This is a genomic window from Streptococcus oralis subsp. tigurinus (assembly GCF_002096275.1).
GTDB classification, from domain to species: domain Bacteria; phylum Bacillota; class Bacilli; order Lactobacillales; family Streptococcaceae; genus Streptococcus; species Streptococcus oralis_CN.
Map to the genome: position 1 here is coordinate 1 of NZ_NCUG01000011.1, position 15885 is coordinate 15885.

Annotated in this window: 13 protein-coding genes, 12 tRNA genes and 1 pseudogene; 24 read left to right on the forward strand and 2 right to left on the reverse strand. The window is 42.2% G+C overall.

Going from position 1 to position 15885, the window contains the following annotated elements; all coding sequences use genetic code 11:
* Positions 1 to 17: 17 nt before the first annotated feature.
* The 12 genes from B7725_RS00140 (at position 18) to B7725_RS00195 (ending at position 1059) form a co-directional block, all read left to right on the forward strand.
* Positions 18 to 90, forward strand: a tRNA-Val gene (locus tag B7725_RS00140).
* 5 nt (positions 91 to 95) lie between these two features.
* Positions 96 to 166: transfer RNA gene (locus tag B7725_RS00145), tRNA-Gly, on the forward strand.
* A gap of 34 nt (positions 167 to 200) precedes the next feature.
* A tRNA-Ile gene (locus B7725_RS00150) sits at positions 201 to 274 on the forward strand.
* A gap of 11 nt (positions 275 to 285) precedes the next feature.
* Positions 286 to 357: transfer RNA gene (locus tag B7725_RS00155), tRNA-Glu, on the forward strand.
* A 6-nt stretch (positions 358 to 363) separates the two neighbouring features.
* Positions 364 to 453: transfer RNA gene (locus B7725_RS00160), tRNA-Ser, on the forward strand.
* 11 nt (positions 454 to 464) lie between these two features.
* Positions 465 to 538, forward strand: a tRNA-Met gene (locus B7725_RS00165).
* 3 nt (positions 539 to 541) lie between these two features.
* Positions 542 to 614 (forward strand) — tRNA-Phe (locus B7725_RS00170).
* Between the two features lie 17 nt (positions 615 to 631).
* Positions 632 to 712: transfer RNA gene (locus B7725_RS00175), tRNA-Tyr, on the forward strand.
* An 11-nt stretch (positions 713 to 723) separates the two neighbouring features.
* Positions 724 to 794 (forward strand) — tRNA-Trp (locus tag B7725_RS00180).
* 14 nt (positions 795 to 808) lie between these two features.
* A tRNA-His gene (locus B7725_RS00185) sits at positions 809 to 881 on the forward strand.
* A 13-nt stretch (positions 882 to 894) separates the two neighbouring features.
* Positions 895 to 966, forward strand: a tRNA-Gln gene (locus B7725_RS00190).
* A 9-nt stretch (positions 967 to 975) separates the two neighbouring features.
* Positions 976 to 1059: transfer RNA gene (locus B7725_RS00195), tRNA-Leu, on the forward strand.
* 113 nt (positions 1060 to 1172) lie between these two features.
* Here the strand turns inward: B7725_RS00195 and B7725_RS00200 are convergent.
* Positions 1173 to 1567, reverse strand: a pseudogene (locus tag B7725_RS00200) (transposase); the annotation flags it as partial.
* Between the two features lie 225 nt (positions 1568 to 1792).
* Here B7725_RS00200 and B7725_RS00205 point away from each other — a divergent pair.
* The 8 genes from B7725_RS00205 to B7725_RS00240 all read left to right on the forward strand — a co-directional run bounded on the left by B7725_RS00205 (position 1793) and on the right by B7725_RS00240 (position 9926).
* Positions 1793 to 3070, forward strand: a complete 1278-nt coding sequence (locus tag B7725_RS00205; protein WP_084874093.1) for a gamma-glutamylcysteine synthetase — start codon at positions 1793 to 1795, stop codon at positions 3068 to 3070.
* Positions 3071 to 3145: 75 nt separating this feature from the next.
* Entirely contained in the window at positions 3146 to 4630 is a 1485-nt protein-coding gene (gene thrC, locus B7725_RS00210) for a threonine synthase (RefSeq protein WP_084874094.1), read from the forward strand.
* Positions 4631 to 4690: 60 nt separating this feature from the next.
* The gene (locus B7725_RS00215; RefSeq protein ID WP_084874095.1) at positions 4691 to 5971 is read left to right on the forward strand and encodes an MATE family efflux transporter; all 1281 of its coding nucleotides are present in this window, start codon (positions 4691 to 4693) and stop codon (positions 5969 to 5971) included.
* Between the two features lie 3 nt (positions 5972 to 5974).
* On the forward strand, positions 5975 to 6595 hold the full coding sequence (locus tag B7725_RS00220) for an HAD family hydrolase (RefSeq protein WP_084874096.1): 621 nt from the start codon (positions 5975 to 5977) through the stop codon (positions 6593 to 6595).
* A 165-nt stretch (positions 6596 to 6760) separates the two neighbouring features.
* Positions 6761 to 7957: a LysM peptidoglycan-binding domain-containing protein gene (locus B7725_RS00225; RefSeq protein ID WP_084874097.1), complete on the forward strand. Its 1197-nt coding sequence runs from the start codon at positions 6761 to 6763 to the stop codon at positions 7955 to 7957.
* Between the two features lie 148 nt (positions 7958 to 8105).
* Positions 8106 to 8969, forward strand: a complete 864-nt coding sequence (locus tag B7725_RS00230) for a DUF2262 domain-containing protein (RefSeq protein ID WP_084874098.1) — start codon at positions 8106 to 8108, stop codon at positions 8967 to 8969.
* A 158-nt stretch (positions 8970 to 9127) separates the two neighbouring features.
* Entirely contained in the window at positions 9128 to 9553 is a 426-nt protein-coding gene (locus tag B7725_RS00235) for a MarR family winged helix-turn-helix transcriptional regulator (protein ID WP_084874099.1), read from the forward strand.
* A gap of 10 nt (positions 9554 to 9563) precedes the next feature.
* The gene (locus B7725_RS00240; RefSeq protein ID WP_084874100.1) at positions 9564 to 9926 is read left to right on the forward strand and encodes a DUF1304 domain-containing protein; all 363 of its coding nucleotides are present in this window, start codon (positions 9564 to 9566) and stop codon (positions 9924 to 9926) included.
* A 40-nt stretch (positions 9927 to 9966) separates the two neighbouring features.
* On the opposite strand, the gene B7725_RS00245 is transcribed toward B7725_RS00240, so the two are convergent.
* Complete coding sequence (locus B7725_RS00245) at positions 9967 to 10824, reverse strand: DUF975 family protein (RefSeq protein WP_084874101.1); 858 nt, start codon at positions 10822 to 10824, stop codon at positions 9967 to 9969.
* Between the two features lie 116 nt (positions 10825 to 10940).
* On the opposite strand from B7725_RS00245, the gene tgt reads away from it, so the two are divergent.
* The 4 genes from tgt (at position 10941) to B7725_RS00265 (ending at position 15845) form a co-directional block, all read left to right on the forward strand.
* Positions 10941 to 12083 carry a tRNA guanosine(34) transglycosylase Tgt gene (gene tgt, locus B7725_RS00250; protein WP_084874102.1) on the forward strand — a complete coding sequence of 381 codons (1143 nt, stop codon included), beginning with the start codon at positions 10941 to 10943 and terminating at the stop codon, positions 12081 to 12083.
* Between the two features lie 130 nt (positions 12084 to 12213).
* Entirely contained in the window at positions 12214 to 14031 is a 1818-nt protein-coding gene (locus tag B7725_RS00255; RefSeq protein WP_084874103.1) for an acyltransferase family protein, read from the forward strand.
* A 140-nt stretch (positions 14032 to 14171) separates the two neighbouring features.
* On the forward strand, positions 14172 to 15323 hold the full coding sequence (nagA, locus tag B7725_RS00260) for an N-acetylglucosamine-6-phosphate deacetylase (protein WP_001134442.1): 1152 nt from the start codon (positions 14172 to 14174) through the stop codon (positions 15321 to 15323).
* A gap of 156 nt (positions 15324 to 15479) precedes the next feature.
* On the forward strand, positions 15480 to 15845 hold the full coding sequence (locus B7725_RS00265) for a DUF1033 family protein (protein ID WP_000286396.1): 366 nt from the start codon (positions 15480 to 15482) through the stop codon (positions 15843 to 15845).
* Positions 15846 to 15885 lie beyond the last annotated feature (40 nt).

Consider the following 15885-nt stretch of genomic DNA (forward strand, 5'->3'; position numbering starts at 1 on the left):
GAAGTCGCTTAGCTCGAGGGAGTTTAGCTCAGCTGGGAGAGCATCTGCCTTACAAGCAGAGGGTCAGCGGTTCGATCCCGTTAACTCCCATTTTAGCGGGTGTAGTTTAGTGGTAAAACTACAGCCTTCCAAGCTGTTGTCGCGAGTTCGATTCTCGTCACCCGCTTTGAACTTTGTTCAAATACCAAGTTTTTTAACTTGGGCGCGTAGCTCAGGTGGTTAGAGCGCACGCCTGATAAGCGTGAGGTCGGTGGTTCGAGTCCACTCGTGCCCATCTATAGATATGGTCCGTTGGTCAAGGGGTTAAGACACCGCCTTTTCACGGCGGTAACACGGGTTCGAATCCCGTACGGACTATTTGTTGGAGGATTACCCAAGTCCGGCTGAAGGGAACGGTCTTGAAAACCGTCAGGCGTGTAAAAGCGTGCGTGGGTTCGAATCCCACATCCTCCTTTTTATATTAACGCGGGATGGAGCAGCTCGGTAGCTCGTCGGGCTCATAACCCGAAGGTCGTAGGTTCAAATCCTGCTCCCGCAATTTGGCTCGGTAGCTCAGTTGGTAGAGCAATGGATTGAAGCTCCATGTGTCGGCGGTTCGATTCCGTCTCGCGCCATATCTTATTTATAACTTGGAAGGGTAGCGAAGAGGCTAAACGCGGCGGACTGTAAATCCGCTCCTTCGGGTTCGGGGGTTCGAATCCCTCCCCTTCCATTGCTTTAGTTACGGGCATAGTTTAAAGGTAGAACTAAGGTCTCCAAAACCTTCAGTGTGGGTTCAATTCCTACTGCCCGTGTTAATAAAATTATGGCGGGTGTGGTGAAGTGGTTAACACACCAGATTGTGGCTCTGGCATGCGTGGGTTCGATCCCCATCACTCGCCTATTTTATATTATTGGGGTATAGCCAAGCGGTAAGGCAAGGGACTTTGACTCCCTCATGCGTTGGTTCGAATCCAGCTACCCCAGTTACTATTTGCCGGCGTGGCGGAATTGGCAGACGCGCTGGACTCAAAATCCAGTGTCCGCAAGGACGTGCCGGTTCGACCCCGGCCGCCGGTATAGTAATAAAGACAAGGTTTCTAGGCCTTGTCATTTCTTTTATCTGATTATCTGTATTTGCTTGGGTTACTAAAAATTACGGCTCTTTGTCAACTGTAGTGGGTTGAAGTCAGCTAAGATCGAGAAAGGACGAATTTCGTCCTTTCTTTTTTGATGTTGAGAGCGATGAAAATCCGTTTTTGAACTTTTCAAAGTTCCTAAAACTAATGGCATTTCGCTTGATAAGTTTGATGAGATTATTAGTAGCTTCCAATTTTGCATTAGAATAGGGTAACTGAAGAGCGTTGACGATTTTCTCTTTGTCTTTGAGGAAGGTTTTAAAGACAGTCTGAAAAAGAGGATGAACCTACTTTAGATTCTCCTCAATGAGCCTGAGCCTAGAAATTCGAAAGCGAAGCTGTTTAGCTAAGTCATAGTAAGGACTAAACATATCCATCGTAATGATTTTCACCTGACAGCGAACGATTCTATCGTAGCGAAGAAAGTAATTTCGGATGATAGTTTGTGTGGTTACTTACAGTTTACACCAATGAAACGCTATGAGTTTTTTTGTTGCACTATATTTTACAATTTATCACACAAAAATAGGCTCCATAATATCCATAGGGGGTTTACCCACTACAAATATTATAGAGCCTTATTTTTGAGTGCCATTCTAATCTTTTTTGCTTAGATTTTTGGTATAATATTACTTATTCACAATTTATTTTAATTATGAAAGTGTTGGTGTTTGATGTCTCGTTCGATTGATTTGCTTAAGAAACGCTACTTAGAAAATATAAAAGAGAAACCTGATTTATTTGTGGGAATTGAGCTGGAGTATCCCGTTATCAATTTAGAGGGTAATGCTACAGATAGTGAAGTTGTTAAGGATCTCTTTCGGTATTTACCATCAGTTCTGGGTTTTACGATTGAAAAAGTAGATGACTTTGGAAATCCAATTCAGTTACTTGATCCAGTTAGCCAAGATACTATCTTATTCGAAGTCTCCTATACAACTATCGAGTTTGCCTTTGGTAGGGCGGAATCCATCCAAGAGGTTGAAGTGCGTTTTCGAGATTATATGGATCTGATTCAGAAAAAGCTGAGTAAAGCAAATCATGCAATTATTGGTTCTGGAATCCATCCTTATTGGGATAAAAATGATAATCAACCGGTTGCTTATGCACGTTATCAGATGTTAATGAACTATTTGAAGTTGAGCAGAACTGTTCTAGAGACGGATTTACACGACTACCCGGAATACGGTGCTTTTATCTGTGGAAGTCAAGTTCAATTGGATGTTTCAAAGTCTAACTATTTGCGTGTAATCAATGCATTTAACCAGATTGAAGCTGCCAAAGCCTTTTTATTTGCCAATTCTGAGTTTTCAGGGGAAGATTGGGATACCAAAATTTCGAGAGATATTTTTTGGGAAGAGTCTATGCACGGGATTTATGCTGAAAATGTAGGCGTCAATGCCAGACTCTTCAAAGACGAGAATGATTTTTTTGATTATCTAGATCATTCTGCAATCTTTACTGCGGAACGTGATGGCGAAACCTATTATTTTTATCCAATTCGAGCAAAAGATTACTTAGGGACTCCGAAAATTCATGCCTTCGCCCTTGATGGGAGGGAGATCCTTCTTTATCCTCAGGAGAAGGACTTCCAAACTCACCGTAGTTACCAGTACCAAGATTTAACAACTCGAGGTACTATTGAGTTTCGTAGTGTATGTACGCAACCCTTGAATCGTACTTTTGCTGCGACGGCTTTTCATTTGGGTTTGTTGCTTAATTTAAATAAGTTAGAAGCTTACTTGCAATCTGCGCCATTTTTTACCACATTTGGTCGTGATTACAAGTCATTGAGGCGACAATTTTCTAAGAAAATGCTCACAGATGAGGAAGAAACTGCAATTGTCGAGTTTTCAAAAGGCTTACTCCTTCTAGCTGAGGAAGGACTGGAGAAGAGAGGTAAGCAAGAAATGGCCTATTTACAGCCCTTGAGAGACAAATTGGGATTATAATTTTTGCTATAAAGCGAGAATTTTCTGAAAAATCATGATATAATGGAAGAGACTATAGATAAAGGATAGAGATTCATGACATTAGTTTATCAATCAACGCGTGATGCCAATAATACAGTAACTGCCAGCCAAGCTATTTTGCATGGTTTGGCGACGGATGGTGGTTTGTTTACACCGCTTTCTTATCCAAAGGTCGATTTGGACTTTGAAAAATTGAAAGATGCTTCTTACCAAGAAGTTGCTAAGTTAGTTTTGTCAGCATTTTTAGATGACTTTACTGCAGAGGAGTTGGACTACTGTATCAACAATGCCTACGATAGCAAGTTTGATACTCCAGCTATTGCGCCATTGGTGAAACTGGATGGGCAATACAACTTGGAACTGTTCCATGGTTCAACGATCGCCTTTAAAGACATGGCCTTGTCTATCTTGCCATACTTTATGACGACGGCCGCTAAAAAGCATGGTTTGGAGAACAAAATTGTCATTTTGACAGCGACATCTGGTGATACTGGAAAGGCTGCTATGGCAGGGTTTGCGGATGTGCCTGGAACTGAAATTATCGTCTTTTATCCAAAGGATGGTGTCAGCAAGGTACAAGAGTTGCAAATGACCACTCAAACTGGCGACAATACTCATGTTATCGCTATTGATGGAAACTTTGACGATGCGCAAACTAACGTGAAGCACATGTTCAACGATGTGGAACTTCGTGAAAAATTGGCTGCTAATAAACTACAGTTTTCATCAGCTAACTCTATGAATATTGGTCGTTTGGTACCACAGATTGTTTATTATGTCTATGCCTACGCTCAGTTAGTCAAGACTGGTGAGATTGTAGCTGGTGAAAAAGTCAACTTCACAGTACCAACTGGAAACTTCGGTAATATCTTGGCTGCCTTTTATGCCAAGCAAATCGGTCTGCCGGTTGGCAAATTGATCTGTGCTTCAAATGACAATAATGTTTTAACTGACTTCTTTAAAACACGTGTTTACGATAAGAAACGTGAGTTTAAAGTAACTACTAGTCCATCTATGGATATCTTGGTATCTTCAAACTTGGAGCGTTTGATTTTCCATCTTTTGGGGAATAATGCGGTTAAGACAACTGAACTCATGAATGCCTTGAATACACAAGGACAATATGAATTGACAGACTTTGATGCAGAGATTCTGGATCTCTTTGTAGCTGAATATGCGACTGAGGAAGAAACTGCGGCAGAAATTAAACGTGTTTATCAAACAGATGCTTACATCGAGGACCCACACACAGCTGTTGCCTCAGCAGTTTATAGAAAATACCAAGCGGCTACTGGCGATGCGGCTAAGACAGTGATTGCTTCAACAGCTAGTCCATACAAGTTCCCAGTGGTTGCCGTAGAAGCGGTAACAGGAAAAGCAGGCTTGACTGACTTTGAAGCCTTGGCTCAATTACATGAAATCTCAGGAGTGGCAGTGCCACCAGCAGTTGATGGCCTAGAAACGGCTCCAGTTCGTCATAAAACAACAGTGGCAGCTGCTGACATGCAAGCAGCGGTTGAGGCTTATCTAGGACTTTAAGACAGAGAGAGTAAACTCGGTTGGGAAACCAACTGAGTTTCTTTTCATCAGGAGGAGAGATTGTTTAAGAAAAATAAAGACATTCTTAATATTGCATTGCCAGCTATGGGTGAAAACTTTTTACAGATGCTCATGGGGATGGTGGACAGTTACTTGGTCGCTCACTTGGGCTTAATCGCTATTTCAGGTGTTTCAGTGGCTGGCAATATTATCACGATTTACCAGGCGATTTTCATCGCTTTGGGAGCTGCTATTTCCAGCGTTATTTCAAAAAGTTTGGGGCAGAAGGATCAGTCTAAGCTAGCCTATCATGTGACTGAGGCGTTGAAGATTACTTTACTATTAAGTCTCCTTTTAGGAGCTTTGTCTATCTTCGCTGGACAAGAGATGATAGGACTTTTGGGGACTGAACAGGATGTGGCCGAAAGTGGAGGACTCTATCTATCTTTGGTGGGTGGATTGATTGTTCTCTTGGGATTAATGACCAGTTTAGGAGCCTTGATTCGTGCAACGCATAATCCTCGTCTCCCCCTCTATGTTAGTCTTTTATCCAATGCCTTGAATATTCTCTTTTCCAGTCTAGCTATTTTTATCCTTGATATGGGGATAGCGGGTGTTGCTTGGGGGACTATCTTGTCTCGTTTGGTTGGTCTTGTGATTTTGTGGTCACAATTAAAACTGCCTTATACGAAACCGACTTTTGGACTGGATAAAGACTTACTGACCTTGGCTTTGCCAGCAGCTGGAGAGCGGCTTATGATGCGGGCTGGGGATGTAGTGATCATTGCTTTGGTCGTTTCTTTTGGGACGGAGGCAGTAGCGGGAAATGCAATCGGGGAGGTTTTAACCCAGTTTAACTATATGCCTGCCTTTGGCGTCGCTACGGCAACGGTCATGCTGGTGGCTCGAGCAGTTGGAGAGGATAATTGGAAAAGAGTAGATAATTTGAGCAAACAAACCTTTTGGCTTTCTCTGCTCCTCATGTTGCCCTTGACATTTAGTATCTATGCCTTAGGGATACCACTGACTCATCTATATACGACCAATCCTGTAGCGGTTGAAGCTAGCGTTTTGGTGGCACTGTTCTCACTACTAGGGACTCCCATGGCGACAGGGACAGTTATTTATACGGCGGTTTGGCAGGGATTGGGAAATGCTCGCCTTCCCTTTTATGCGACAAGTATAGGGATGTGGTGTATCCGTATTGGGACAGCTTATCTGATGGGCATTGTTCTTGGTTGGGGCTTGCCTGGTATTTGGGCAGGGACTCTTTTGGATAATGGTTTCCGTTGGTTATTTCTACGTTACCGTTACCAACGTTATATGATGTTGAAAGGATAGGAAATGCAAAAAACAGCTTTTATTTGGGATTTAGACGGGACTTTATTGGACTCTTACGAAGCGATTTTATCAGGGATTGAGGAGACTTTTGCTCAGTTTTCTATTCCTTATGATAAGGAGAAAGTGAGAGAGTTTATCCTCAAGTATTCTGTGCAGGATTTGCTTGTGCAGGTGGCAGAAGATAGAAATCTGGATGTGGTAGTGCTCAACCAGGTGCGTGCCCAGAGTCTGGCTGAGAAGAATACTCAGGTAGTTTTGATGCCAGGTGCGCGTGAGGTGTTGAATTGGGCAGACCAAGTAGGGATTCGGAACTTTGTTTACACTCATAAAGGGGACAATGCTTTTACTATTCTAAAGGATCTGGGATTGGAATCCTATTTTACAGAGATTTTAACCAGTCAGAGTGGCTTTGAGCGCAAGCCTAGTCCAGAAGCGGCTACCTATTTGTTAGACAAGTATCAGCTGGATCCTGAGAAGACCTATTATATAGGGGACCGGACTTTAGATGTGGAATTTGCCAAGAATAGCGGTATTCAAAGCATCAACTTTTTAGAGTCTTCTTTTGAAGGCAATCACAGAATTCAAGAGTTAGCAGATATTCCTCATATTTTTGAGAGTAAGTAACGAGAAGATTGTGTCAGTTGTGTGACAGAGACCTAACAAACTGTTTCAAGTAATCGGGTTTGTTACAAGGAATAGACAGTTCTATTAAATAGGCCCGAGAGGGCTTTTTTTCTGCTTTTTTTGTGTTATGATAGACAGGTACTCATTTGAAAGGAATATGAACGAATGAAGAAAAGAATGATTTTAGCCTCAACAGTAGCCTTGTCTCTTGCTCCCGCATTAGGAGCTAAAGCTCAAGAAATCTCTTGGACAGCACGTAGCGTTGAGCAAATTCAAAATGACGTTACTAAAAACGAGAACAAAAACAGCTATACAGTTCAGTATGGTGATACCTTGAGCACGATTGCAGAAGCTTTGGGGGTAGATGTGACGGTTCTTGCCAATTTGAACAAAATCACTAATATGGACTTGATTTTCCCAGATACTGTCCTCACTACAACTGTCAATGAGGAAGAAGAAGTAATGAAAGTTGAAATCCAAACTCCTCAAACAGATGCTAGTGAAGAAGTGACGACTGCGACAGCTGATTTGACGACCAACCAAGTAACCGTCGATGAACAAACAGTTCAAGTAGAAGACCTTTCTCAACCAATTGAGGAAGCTCCAACTGCAACAGAGACTGAAAAACCAGCAGAAGTAGCGCCAAGTTCAGAAGTTTCTGAGACAGCGACAGTTGCTGAAGAGACACCATCTACAGAAACACCTGTAGCTGAAGAAACAGCTGAAACGACTCCAGAGGAAGCACCAGTAGCTGAAACAACTGAAACCACTAGTCCGGTTGAAGAAGAAGCTCCTCAAGCAGCGACTCCAGCTACGGAAGAAACGGTAGCAACAACTCCAGCTGCAACACCAGAAACTGAAACGCCTGCTGATACAACGGGAACAAGTGCAGCAGAAGAAACAACAAATTCTAACACTGCAACGTCAACTTATCAAGCAGAGCAAAGCCAAGCTCCTTCAAGAACGTATGCTGCTCCAGCGGCTCCTGACTATGCAGGACTTGCTGTAGCTAAATCTGAGAATGCTGGTCTCCAACCACAAACTGCAGCCTTTAAAGAAGAAATCGCCAACTTGTTTGGAATTACATCCTTTAGTGGCTACCGTCCTGGTGACAGTGGAGACCATGGTAAAGGATTGGCCATCGACTTTATGGTCCCAGTGAGTTCAGCACTTGGTGATCAAATCGCGGAATACGCGGTTCAAAATATGGCTAGCCGTGGTATCAACTACATCATCTGGAAACAACGTTTCTACGCTCCATACGATAGTAAATATGGACCTGCCTACACTTGGAATCAAATGCCAGACCGTGGTAGCGTAACCGAAAACCACTATGACCACGTTCACGTATCTATGAATTAAGAATAATAAGAAGCTATACATTTAAAAGTGTAGCTTCTTTTTGTGTAAAATAGTATTGATAAGTGAAATAAAATCTAAAACATGTTAAAATGTAAGCGAATACAAAATAATGCTAGGGCATTAAAAGCAGGGAGAAAGGATGAAGTGAATGACAAATCGATTAAAAACTCCATTTGAGAAAACAAGAGATGATTTTGAACAGGAATTTTGCGGAGAAATTGTCGAATTCTTGATTTTTACCCTCCAAAATGTAACTGGGGCCGCTTCTTTAAAAGATGGTTGTAAAATGCCGTCCGTTCATTTTAAAGCTAGTGTCAATGTTGCAACCCAGGAATTCTCTGAACGTGAGGGACGTTTGGAATGGGTATTGACTCCTGAGGAATTTGAAGAAAAGAGATGGGGCTTTAGTTTTGAACCCTACAAAATTCATCATATCAAATGTCAAAAACGTCCCTTCATGGAGTTAGAGCCATATATGTCAGAAGTAGCTAATAACTGCTACCACTTGCTGGAATACCTAGATGACCAATCCTCAGATTCTAGGTTAGAGACCTTGATTGAAACCTATCAAAAACCGGTCATCATTCAAGACGATATTGGCGAATTCACCTTAAACAGAGCCTATTCTTGGTTTGAAGGATTTATCACTTACGAGGGTGGTAAGATTCATGCTATCTTTGCTGCGAGTGCAGATGAAAGTCTCCCTCCAAGTTCTTTTGATGATCTAAAGAAATTTATGGGAACTTTCCAAGTTCAAGATACTTGGATTAAAGACTATATTGTCAAAGAACTGTGGGAAACAGCTCAAGACTGGATAGATTCAGATGAAAATGATGTGGAGTTAACAGAAGAGTATTTTACCAACTCTCTTTCCTTGAGTGAACTATCGATCAACGAAGACGGGGAATTGACCCTCTACTATGATGATAGCGAGGAAATTTTTGCAGGCCATGCCATCGAAGTTGTCATTGATAAAGAGGGAGAAATCCTTCGAGCAGATTTGGTAGGTTAGTGCTGGATTTTATCTAGAATATAGAAATAATAGCCTTTTGGGATTGAAACCAAGAGGCTATTTTTCGTGAGTAAGCAAAATAGTTGCGTTTTTAATCTTTCTGTAATATACTTGACAAATCAATAGTTGATAAATCAAGTGTACGCAAGGAGGTAGAAATGAAAAAAATTAACGACTTACTGTACCAGCTCCATTTAACAGATCAGATGATCACTCAACTTTTTGAGAAACAATTGGGAATTAGTTTGACCCGCTATCAAATCTTGCAGTTTTTACTGCAGCAGTCACCCTGCAACCAGATTGCCGTTCAGGAGAAGTTGCAAATCGACCAGGCGGCCTTGACCCGTCATTTTAAGATACTAGAGTCAGAGGGCTATGTCAGTCGCAAGCGTAATCCGGCCAATCAGCGAGAAGTCTTAGTTGAATTAACCCAAGAAGCCAAGAATCAACTCTTAGTCAGTCCGCCTAAACATCATTTGCGAGTGAAGGAACAGATGGAGAGCATCTTATCGACAGCCGAGCAGAAAGTGCTAACAACTTTACTGACGAAACTAGTGTCAGGTCTAGAAAAAATAGAATTTTAAGGAGAAAACGATGTCAATCATTACTACTATTTTAGCAACCCTTGTTGCCCTCGAACATTTTTATATCTTTTATTTGGAGAGTATGGCAACCCAATCAGATGCAACCAGCCGCGTGTTTAATGTGGATAAGAAAGAACTGGCTCGTCCTTCAGTGAGTTCACTGTTTAAAAATCAAGGGATTTATAATGCTTTGCTGGGTGTCTTTCTCTTGTATGGGATTTATTTCTCACAAAGTTTGGAAATTGTGACCATCTTTGTTTTATTTGTGCTTGGTGCAGCGACCTACGGTTCTCTAACAGCAGACAAGAAGATTCTTCTGAAGCAAGGTGGGCCCGCTATTTTGACTCTGCTGAGTATGTTACTTTTGAAATAAGAAAACCAGCTTCCTGAACGACGCTGGTTTTTGTATGCTCTTATCCATTTCGACGTTTACGGGCTAGGAGGGCTCTGTAAAAGAAGATGTGATTGTTTTGGATATAGGGAAGGAGTGAAAAGCTAGCAATTCCAAAGGTGATCCAATTGAGGAAGTACCAAGGAAGTAGTTGTAGGTCGAGGACAAAACGCTGGAATTTATAACCTTTCATCAAGAAACGGCTGGTTTTCAGGATTTGACGGGGTTTAGCCTGTCCTAAATCTAGAGTATCGCAGAGGAGGAATTCTACCTGCGAGTAGGCATAATGTTGCGGGATATAGAGGGCATTTCCTACAATCATCAAGATGAGGCTCGCGAAAAAGTAGAGTCCAAAGGTCAGAAGGAATTGCTCCGTTTCAACGGATGAGAGGTCTAGTTTTGGAAATTCTGGATGTAGGGCAACAAATCTACGAGCCAAGAGATTGCTATAAAAGAGGAAATAAACGCCTACTAAGTTTGGAATGCTCCATAAAAAGAGGTAGAAACGTTTGAGGAGCAGAGTTAGGAAGGTTTGCGAGAAGCGCTCTTCAGCAAAGAGGGCCAGGCTTGATTTTACTGAAAGTTCCGTATCAGGATCCTTGAGGAGTCGGAGTGTCGCAAAAGCAGCACCTGCTAAAAAAATCGTGCTCATAAAAGAAACCACTAACGGGAAGAGATAGGCTTGGAGCACTTGTGCCAGCATGCTGAAAAAGGATTGCTCTAAAACACTTTCCTGGAGACGAGCCAAGGGGTTGAGAAAGCCTGACAAGATGACCAGCATACTAGGAAGGAGATAGACCAGAAGGAGGCGGGGATTTTCAGCCTGAAATTGCCTAGTCTGCAGACGAATGGTTTTTAAATCAATTTTTGGGTATTTCATTCTTTCATTATACCATAGTTCGTGACAGTTCCTGGTTTTTTTGATAAAATCATACAGTATGCCTTTGGGCACAAAGTATGAACTGGGACTGTCTTTCCCAGCTTCGGAGGTAGAAAATGTCAGATTCACCAATCAAATACCGTTTGATTAAGAAAGAAAAACACACGGGAGCTCGTCTAGGAGAAATCATCACCCCTCACGGCACCTTCCCGACACCTATGTTTATGCCGGTTGGGACCCAAGCTACTGTAAAAACCCAGTCACCAGAGGAGTTGAAGGAGATGGGATCAGGAATTATCCTGTCCAATACCTATCATCTCTGGCTTCGCCCAGGGGACGAACTCATCGCACGCGCAGGTGGTCTCCACAAGTTCATGAACTGGGACCAGCCAATTTTGACGGATAGTGGTGGTTTCCAGGTCTATTCCCTAGCAGATAGCCGTAATATTACCGAAGAAGGGGTAACTTTTAAAAACCATCTCAATGGTTCCAAGATGTTCCTATCGCCAGAAAAAGCCATCTCCATTCAGAATAATCTAGGCTCAGATATCATGATGTCCTTTGATGAATGTCCTCAGTTTTATCAACCTTATGACTACGTTAAGAGATCAATCGAGCGTACTAGCCGTTGGGCCGAACGTGGTTTGAAGGCTCACCGTCGTCCACATGACCAAGGCTTGTTTGGGATTGTGCAGGGGGCAGGATTTGAAGAACTTCGCCGCCAATCGGCTCAAGACCTTGTTAGCATGGATTTTCCAGGCTACTCTATCGGTGGACTAGCCGTTGGAGAAACCCATGAAGAGATGAATGCAGTCTTGGACTTTACAACCCAACTTCTCCCTGAAAATAAACCTCGCTACCTGATGGGAGTGGGAGCGCCAGATAGCTTGATTGATGGGGTTATTCGTGGCGTGGACATGTTTGACTGTGTCCTACCGACTCGTATCGCTCGTAACGGTACCTGTATGACCAGCCAAGGGCGTTTGGTTGTCAAGAATGCTCAGTTTGCAGAGGACTTCACACCGCTGGATCCTGAGTGTGATTGCTATACATGTAAGAACTATACACGCGCTTACCTTCGCCACCTGCTCAAGGCTGACGAAACCTTCGGTATCCGCTTGACTAGCTACCACAATCTCTACTTCTTGCTCAACCTGATGAAGCAGGTCCGTCAAGCCATCATGGATGATAATCTCTTGGAATTCCGTGAGTATTTTGTAGAAAAATATGGCTACAACAAGTCTGGCCGCAATTTCTAAAATGTAAAAATAGAATACTGAAATCCTGAGTTTTCTCTTAGGATTTTTCTTCTTTTTTTGATAAAATAAGGTGTATTATGGAATAAAATTAGATGTTTTTACGATCTAATTGAGTGGGGAATAAACTCGTATGCGTATTAAATGGTTTTCCTTGATTAGGATTACAGGTTTACTTTTGGTGCTTCTGTACCACTTCTTTCAGACCATCTTTCCTGGAGGATTTTTCGGGGTAGATGTCTTTTTCACATTTTCGGGATTCTTGATTACCTCCCTCCTTTTAGAAGAGTTTGGAAAGAAAAGCCAGATTGATTTGCTGGGCTTTTTTAAGAGACGGTTTTATCGGATCGTGCCACCTGTGGTTCTGATGGTTTTGGTGACCATGCCCTTTACTCTCTTAGTTCGCCAAGACTATGTTGCTGGAATTGGTGGCCAGATTGCTGGAGTTTTTGGTTTTATGACCAACTTCTATGAGATGTTAACAGGGGGAAGTTACGAATCCCAGTTCATTCCGCATCTCTTTGTTCACAACTGGAGTCTAGCTGTTGAGGTTCACTACTATATTCTCTGGGGCTTAGCGGTTTGGTTCTTGTCGAAACGTTCAAAATCTAGTAGTCAATTGAGAGGGATGGTATTTCTTCTTTCTACGGGAGCTTTCATCATTAGCTTTTTCTCCATGTTTATTGGTAGTCTAATGGCTAGTTCCCATTCATCTGTCTACTTTTCAAGTTTAACCCATGTCTATCCCTTCTTTTTAGGAAGCATTTTGGCGACAGTTGTGGGGGTTCGTCAGACGAGCGATTTAGTCAAGCAGTTTGACCGGACGTGGGATCTTCGTCAAAATCTCCTGGTATTTGCTGCGGGGCTTTTGGTGTTAGTGCTCTTGACTTTCTTTGTCAAGTTCACCTACCTGTTTGCGTACTTATTTGGCTTCTTGCTAGCAAGTTTAGCGGCAGTGACCATGATTTTTGCTGCGCGTGTTTTGCATGAGAAAACGCCTGAGATACAAGAACCTCATATAATCACATTTTTAGCGGATACCAGCTACGCGGTTTATCTCTTCCACTGGCCTTTCTATATTATCTTTTCGCAGTTGATGAGCAATCTGCCAGCTGTTATTTTAACCGTTATCTTTTCCTATTTCTTCGCTATCTTATCCTTCTATATTATTGAGCCATTGATTGCCGGTAAGACCAATGCTTTGGTTAGAAAAATCACTAAACTGCATTATATCAGACCCATTAGTGCTAGTGTTGTGGGCGTCCTTTCCTTACTTACCTTGATTATCGTAGCTATGGCTCCTCAGGTTGGAGCTTTTGAGACAGATTTGATGGTCAATGGTTTCAAGCAAGCTCAGACCAATATAGGACAAACAAAGACTCTTGCTGAACAAGCTGAAGCCAGTCGCCTGGGAATTTCTGAGGGAACAAGCCTAATAGGAGATTCAGTAACTTTACGTGCCAATACAGCCTTAAAAGAGGCACTTCCTGATGCAAATATCAATGCCCAGGTTAGTCGAACGACCAAGCAAGCCAATGACATCATGCTCAATAATAGCCAGAACAAGGCGCTTTTAAAAACAGTTGTCATTGCAACGGGGGTCAACAATCCTGAAGGCTATAAGAATGATTTGGACAGCATCGTGAACAATCTACCGAAAGGACACCATCTGATACTGGTGACACCTTATGAGGGAGACAAGAGCAAGGACACTTATGCATCAGTGGAGCAGTATGCGGCTTATGCGAGAGAATTAGCTGAAAAGAATCCTTACGTGAGCATCGCTGACTGGAATAAGGTTGCTAAGGAGCACCCTGAAATCTGGGCTGGAACCGACCAAGTCCACTTTGGGAATGATAGCAACATGATTGAAGAAGGTGCTAAACTTTACGCAGAAACGATTGCAGCTGCTGTCAAGGCTGCTCAAGAACTACCTGTAAAATCAAAATAAAATTAAAGAGTTGGAGAAATCCAGCTCTTTTAAAATATCTCTAGAAAATAGGTCTATACCATTTACAAATGAAAAAGAAAGGTTTATAATGTAATTGACATAATAAATTCTAGAATCAATCTATCAAGGAGGTTATCATTATGCCTAATTATATTAAAGCGGATCAGTTTTTCTACCCACACGGAGTTCGTCGTGGCGGTTACTTGGAACTTGTGGATGGCAAGTTTGGCAAGCATGTAGAACAGATTCCTGAAGGAGCTGAGGTGATTGACTATACCGGTTATAGCATTGCCCCAGGACTTGTGGATACCCATATTCATGGATTTGGCGGTGTCGATGTCATGGATAATAATATCGAAGGAACCCTTCATACCATGAGTGAAGGATTGCTTAGCACAGGTGTTACCAGCTTCTTGCCAACGACGTTGACTTCCTCTTACGAGCAGTTGCTTGCGGTAACTGAAAATATCGGTGCTCGTTACCAGGAAGCAAGTGGAGCCAAGATTCGTGGGATCTATTTTGAAGGCCCTTATTTCACAGAGAAATACAAGGGAGCTCAAAACCCTGCTTACATGAAAGATCCTCGTATGGATGAGTTTCGTGCTTGGCAAAAAGCAGCTAATGGCCTGCTCAATAAAATTGCCCTTGCGCCAGAACGTGAAGGTGTAGAAGACTTTGTTCGTACAATTACGGGTGAAGGAGTGACTGTTGCTCTTGGACACTCCAATGCGACTTTTGATGAAGCTAAAAAAGCAGTCGATGCTGGAGCGAGTGTTTGGGTACATGCCTATAATGGAATGCGTGGGTTGACTCACCGTGAGCTCGGTATGGTGGGAGCCATGTATGAGTTGCCACATACTTACGCTGAATTGATTTGTGATGGTCACCACGTAGATCCAAAGGCCTGTGATATTTTGCTCAAGCAAAAAGGAACTGAAAATATCGCCCTTATCACAGACTGTATGACAGCTGGTGGCTTGGAAGATGGAGATTACATGTTGGGAGAATTCCCAGTAGTTGTTGCTAATGGAACTGCTCGCCTCAAATCGACAGGTAATTTGGCAGGTTCTATCCTTAAACTCAAAGATGGTTTGAAAAATGTAGTCGAATGGGGAATTGCGAATCCGCATGAAGCAGTCATGATGGCCAGCCTCAACCCAGCAAAATCTGTTCACATCGATGATGTCTGTGGTCAAATCCGTGAAGGTTACGATGCCGACTTTATCGTACTAGATAAAGATTTGGAATTGGTAGCAACCTACCTAGATGGTGTGAAACGTTATCAAGCCTAAGAAGATAAAAATAGGGGTCAATAAAGGACTCCTATTTTTATTATCAGATGAAAATAACAGGCTTCTTAAAGAAGTTTCTAATGGGGGAAATAAGCAAAATCCTTTTCTTGTATTAAAAAATTAGATATAATATACGGTACAAAGGAAGTAGTAAGAATGTATCGTGTTATAGAAATGTATGGGGATTTTGAACCGTGGTGGTTCATAGAAGGTTGGGAAGAAGATGTCATCATGAGTCAATCTTTTGATAAGTATTATGATGCTCTAAAATATTATAAATCATGCTGGTTTGAGCTGGAAAAGAAGAATCCTCTTTATAAGAGTCGGAGTGATTTGATGACTATTTTTTGGGATCCTGCTGATAAACGCTGGTGTGATGAGTGCGATGAGTATTTGCAGCAGTATCATTCTTTGGCACTTTTACAGGATGAGCAAGTCATCCCCGATGAAAAGCTACGTCCAGGCTACGAAAAACAAACAGGCCAAGAAAAACACCGTTCTTGCCGTATGAAATGGAGATAAAAAGTAACTTTTTAAGTTGCTTTTTTTATTTTTTTGCGAA

What these genes read in the sequence shown, in the direction of transcription:
- B7725_RS00205 (WP_084874093.1), top strand. Translation starts at nt 1,793, where the DNA reads ATGTCTCGTTCGATTGATTTGCTTAAGAAACGCTACTTAGAAAATATA.
- thrC (WP_084874094.1), top strand. Translation starts at nt 3,146, where the DNA reads ATGACATTAGTTTATCAATCAACGCGTGATGCCAATAATACAGTAACT.
- B7725_RS00220 (WP_084874096.1), top strand. Translation starts at nt 5,975, where the DNA reads ATGCAAAAAACAGCTTTTATTTGGGATTTAGACGGGACTTTATTGGAC.
- B7725_RS00225 (WP_084874097.1), top strand. Translation starts at nt 6,761, where the DNA reads ATGAAGAAAAGAATGATTTTAGCCTCAACAGTAGCCTTGTCTCTTGCT.
- B7725_RS00230 (WP_084874098.1), top strand. Translation starts at nt 8,106, where the DNA reads ATGACAAATCGATTAAAAACTCCATTTGAGAAAACAAGAGATGATTTT.
- B7725_RS00235 (WP_084874099.1), top strand. Translation starts at nt 9,128, where the DNA reads ATGAAAAAAATTAACGACTTACTGTACCAGCTCCATTTAACAGATCAG.
- B7725_RS00240 (WP_084874100.1), top strand. Translation starts at nt 9,564, where the DNA reads ATGTCAATCATTACTACTATTTTAGCAACCCTTGTTGCCCTCGAACAT.
- B7725_RS00245 (WP_084874101.1), bottom strand. Translation starts at nt 10,824, where the DNA reads ATGAAATACCCAAAAATTGATTTAAAAACCATTCGTCTGCAGACTAGG.
- tgt (WP_084874102.1), top strand. Translation starts at nt 10,941, where the DNA reads ATGTCAGATTCACCAATCAAATACCGTTTGATTAAGAAAGAAAAACAC.
- B7725_RS00255 (WP_084874103.1), top strand. Translation starts at nt 12,214, where the DNA reads ATGCGTATTAAATGGTTTTCCTTGATTAGGATTACAGGTTTACTTTTG.
- nagA (WP_001134442.1), top strand. Translation starts at nt 14,172, where the DNA reads ATGCCTAATTATATTAAAGCGGATCAGTTTTTCTACCCACACGGAGTT.
- B7725_RS00265 (WP_000286396.1), top strand. Translation starts at nt 15,480, where the DNA reads ATGTATCGTGTTATAGAAATGTATGGGGATTTTGAACCGTGGTGGTTC.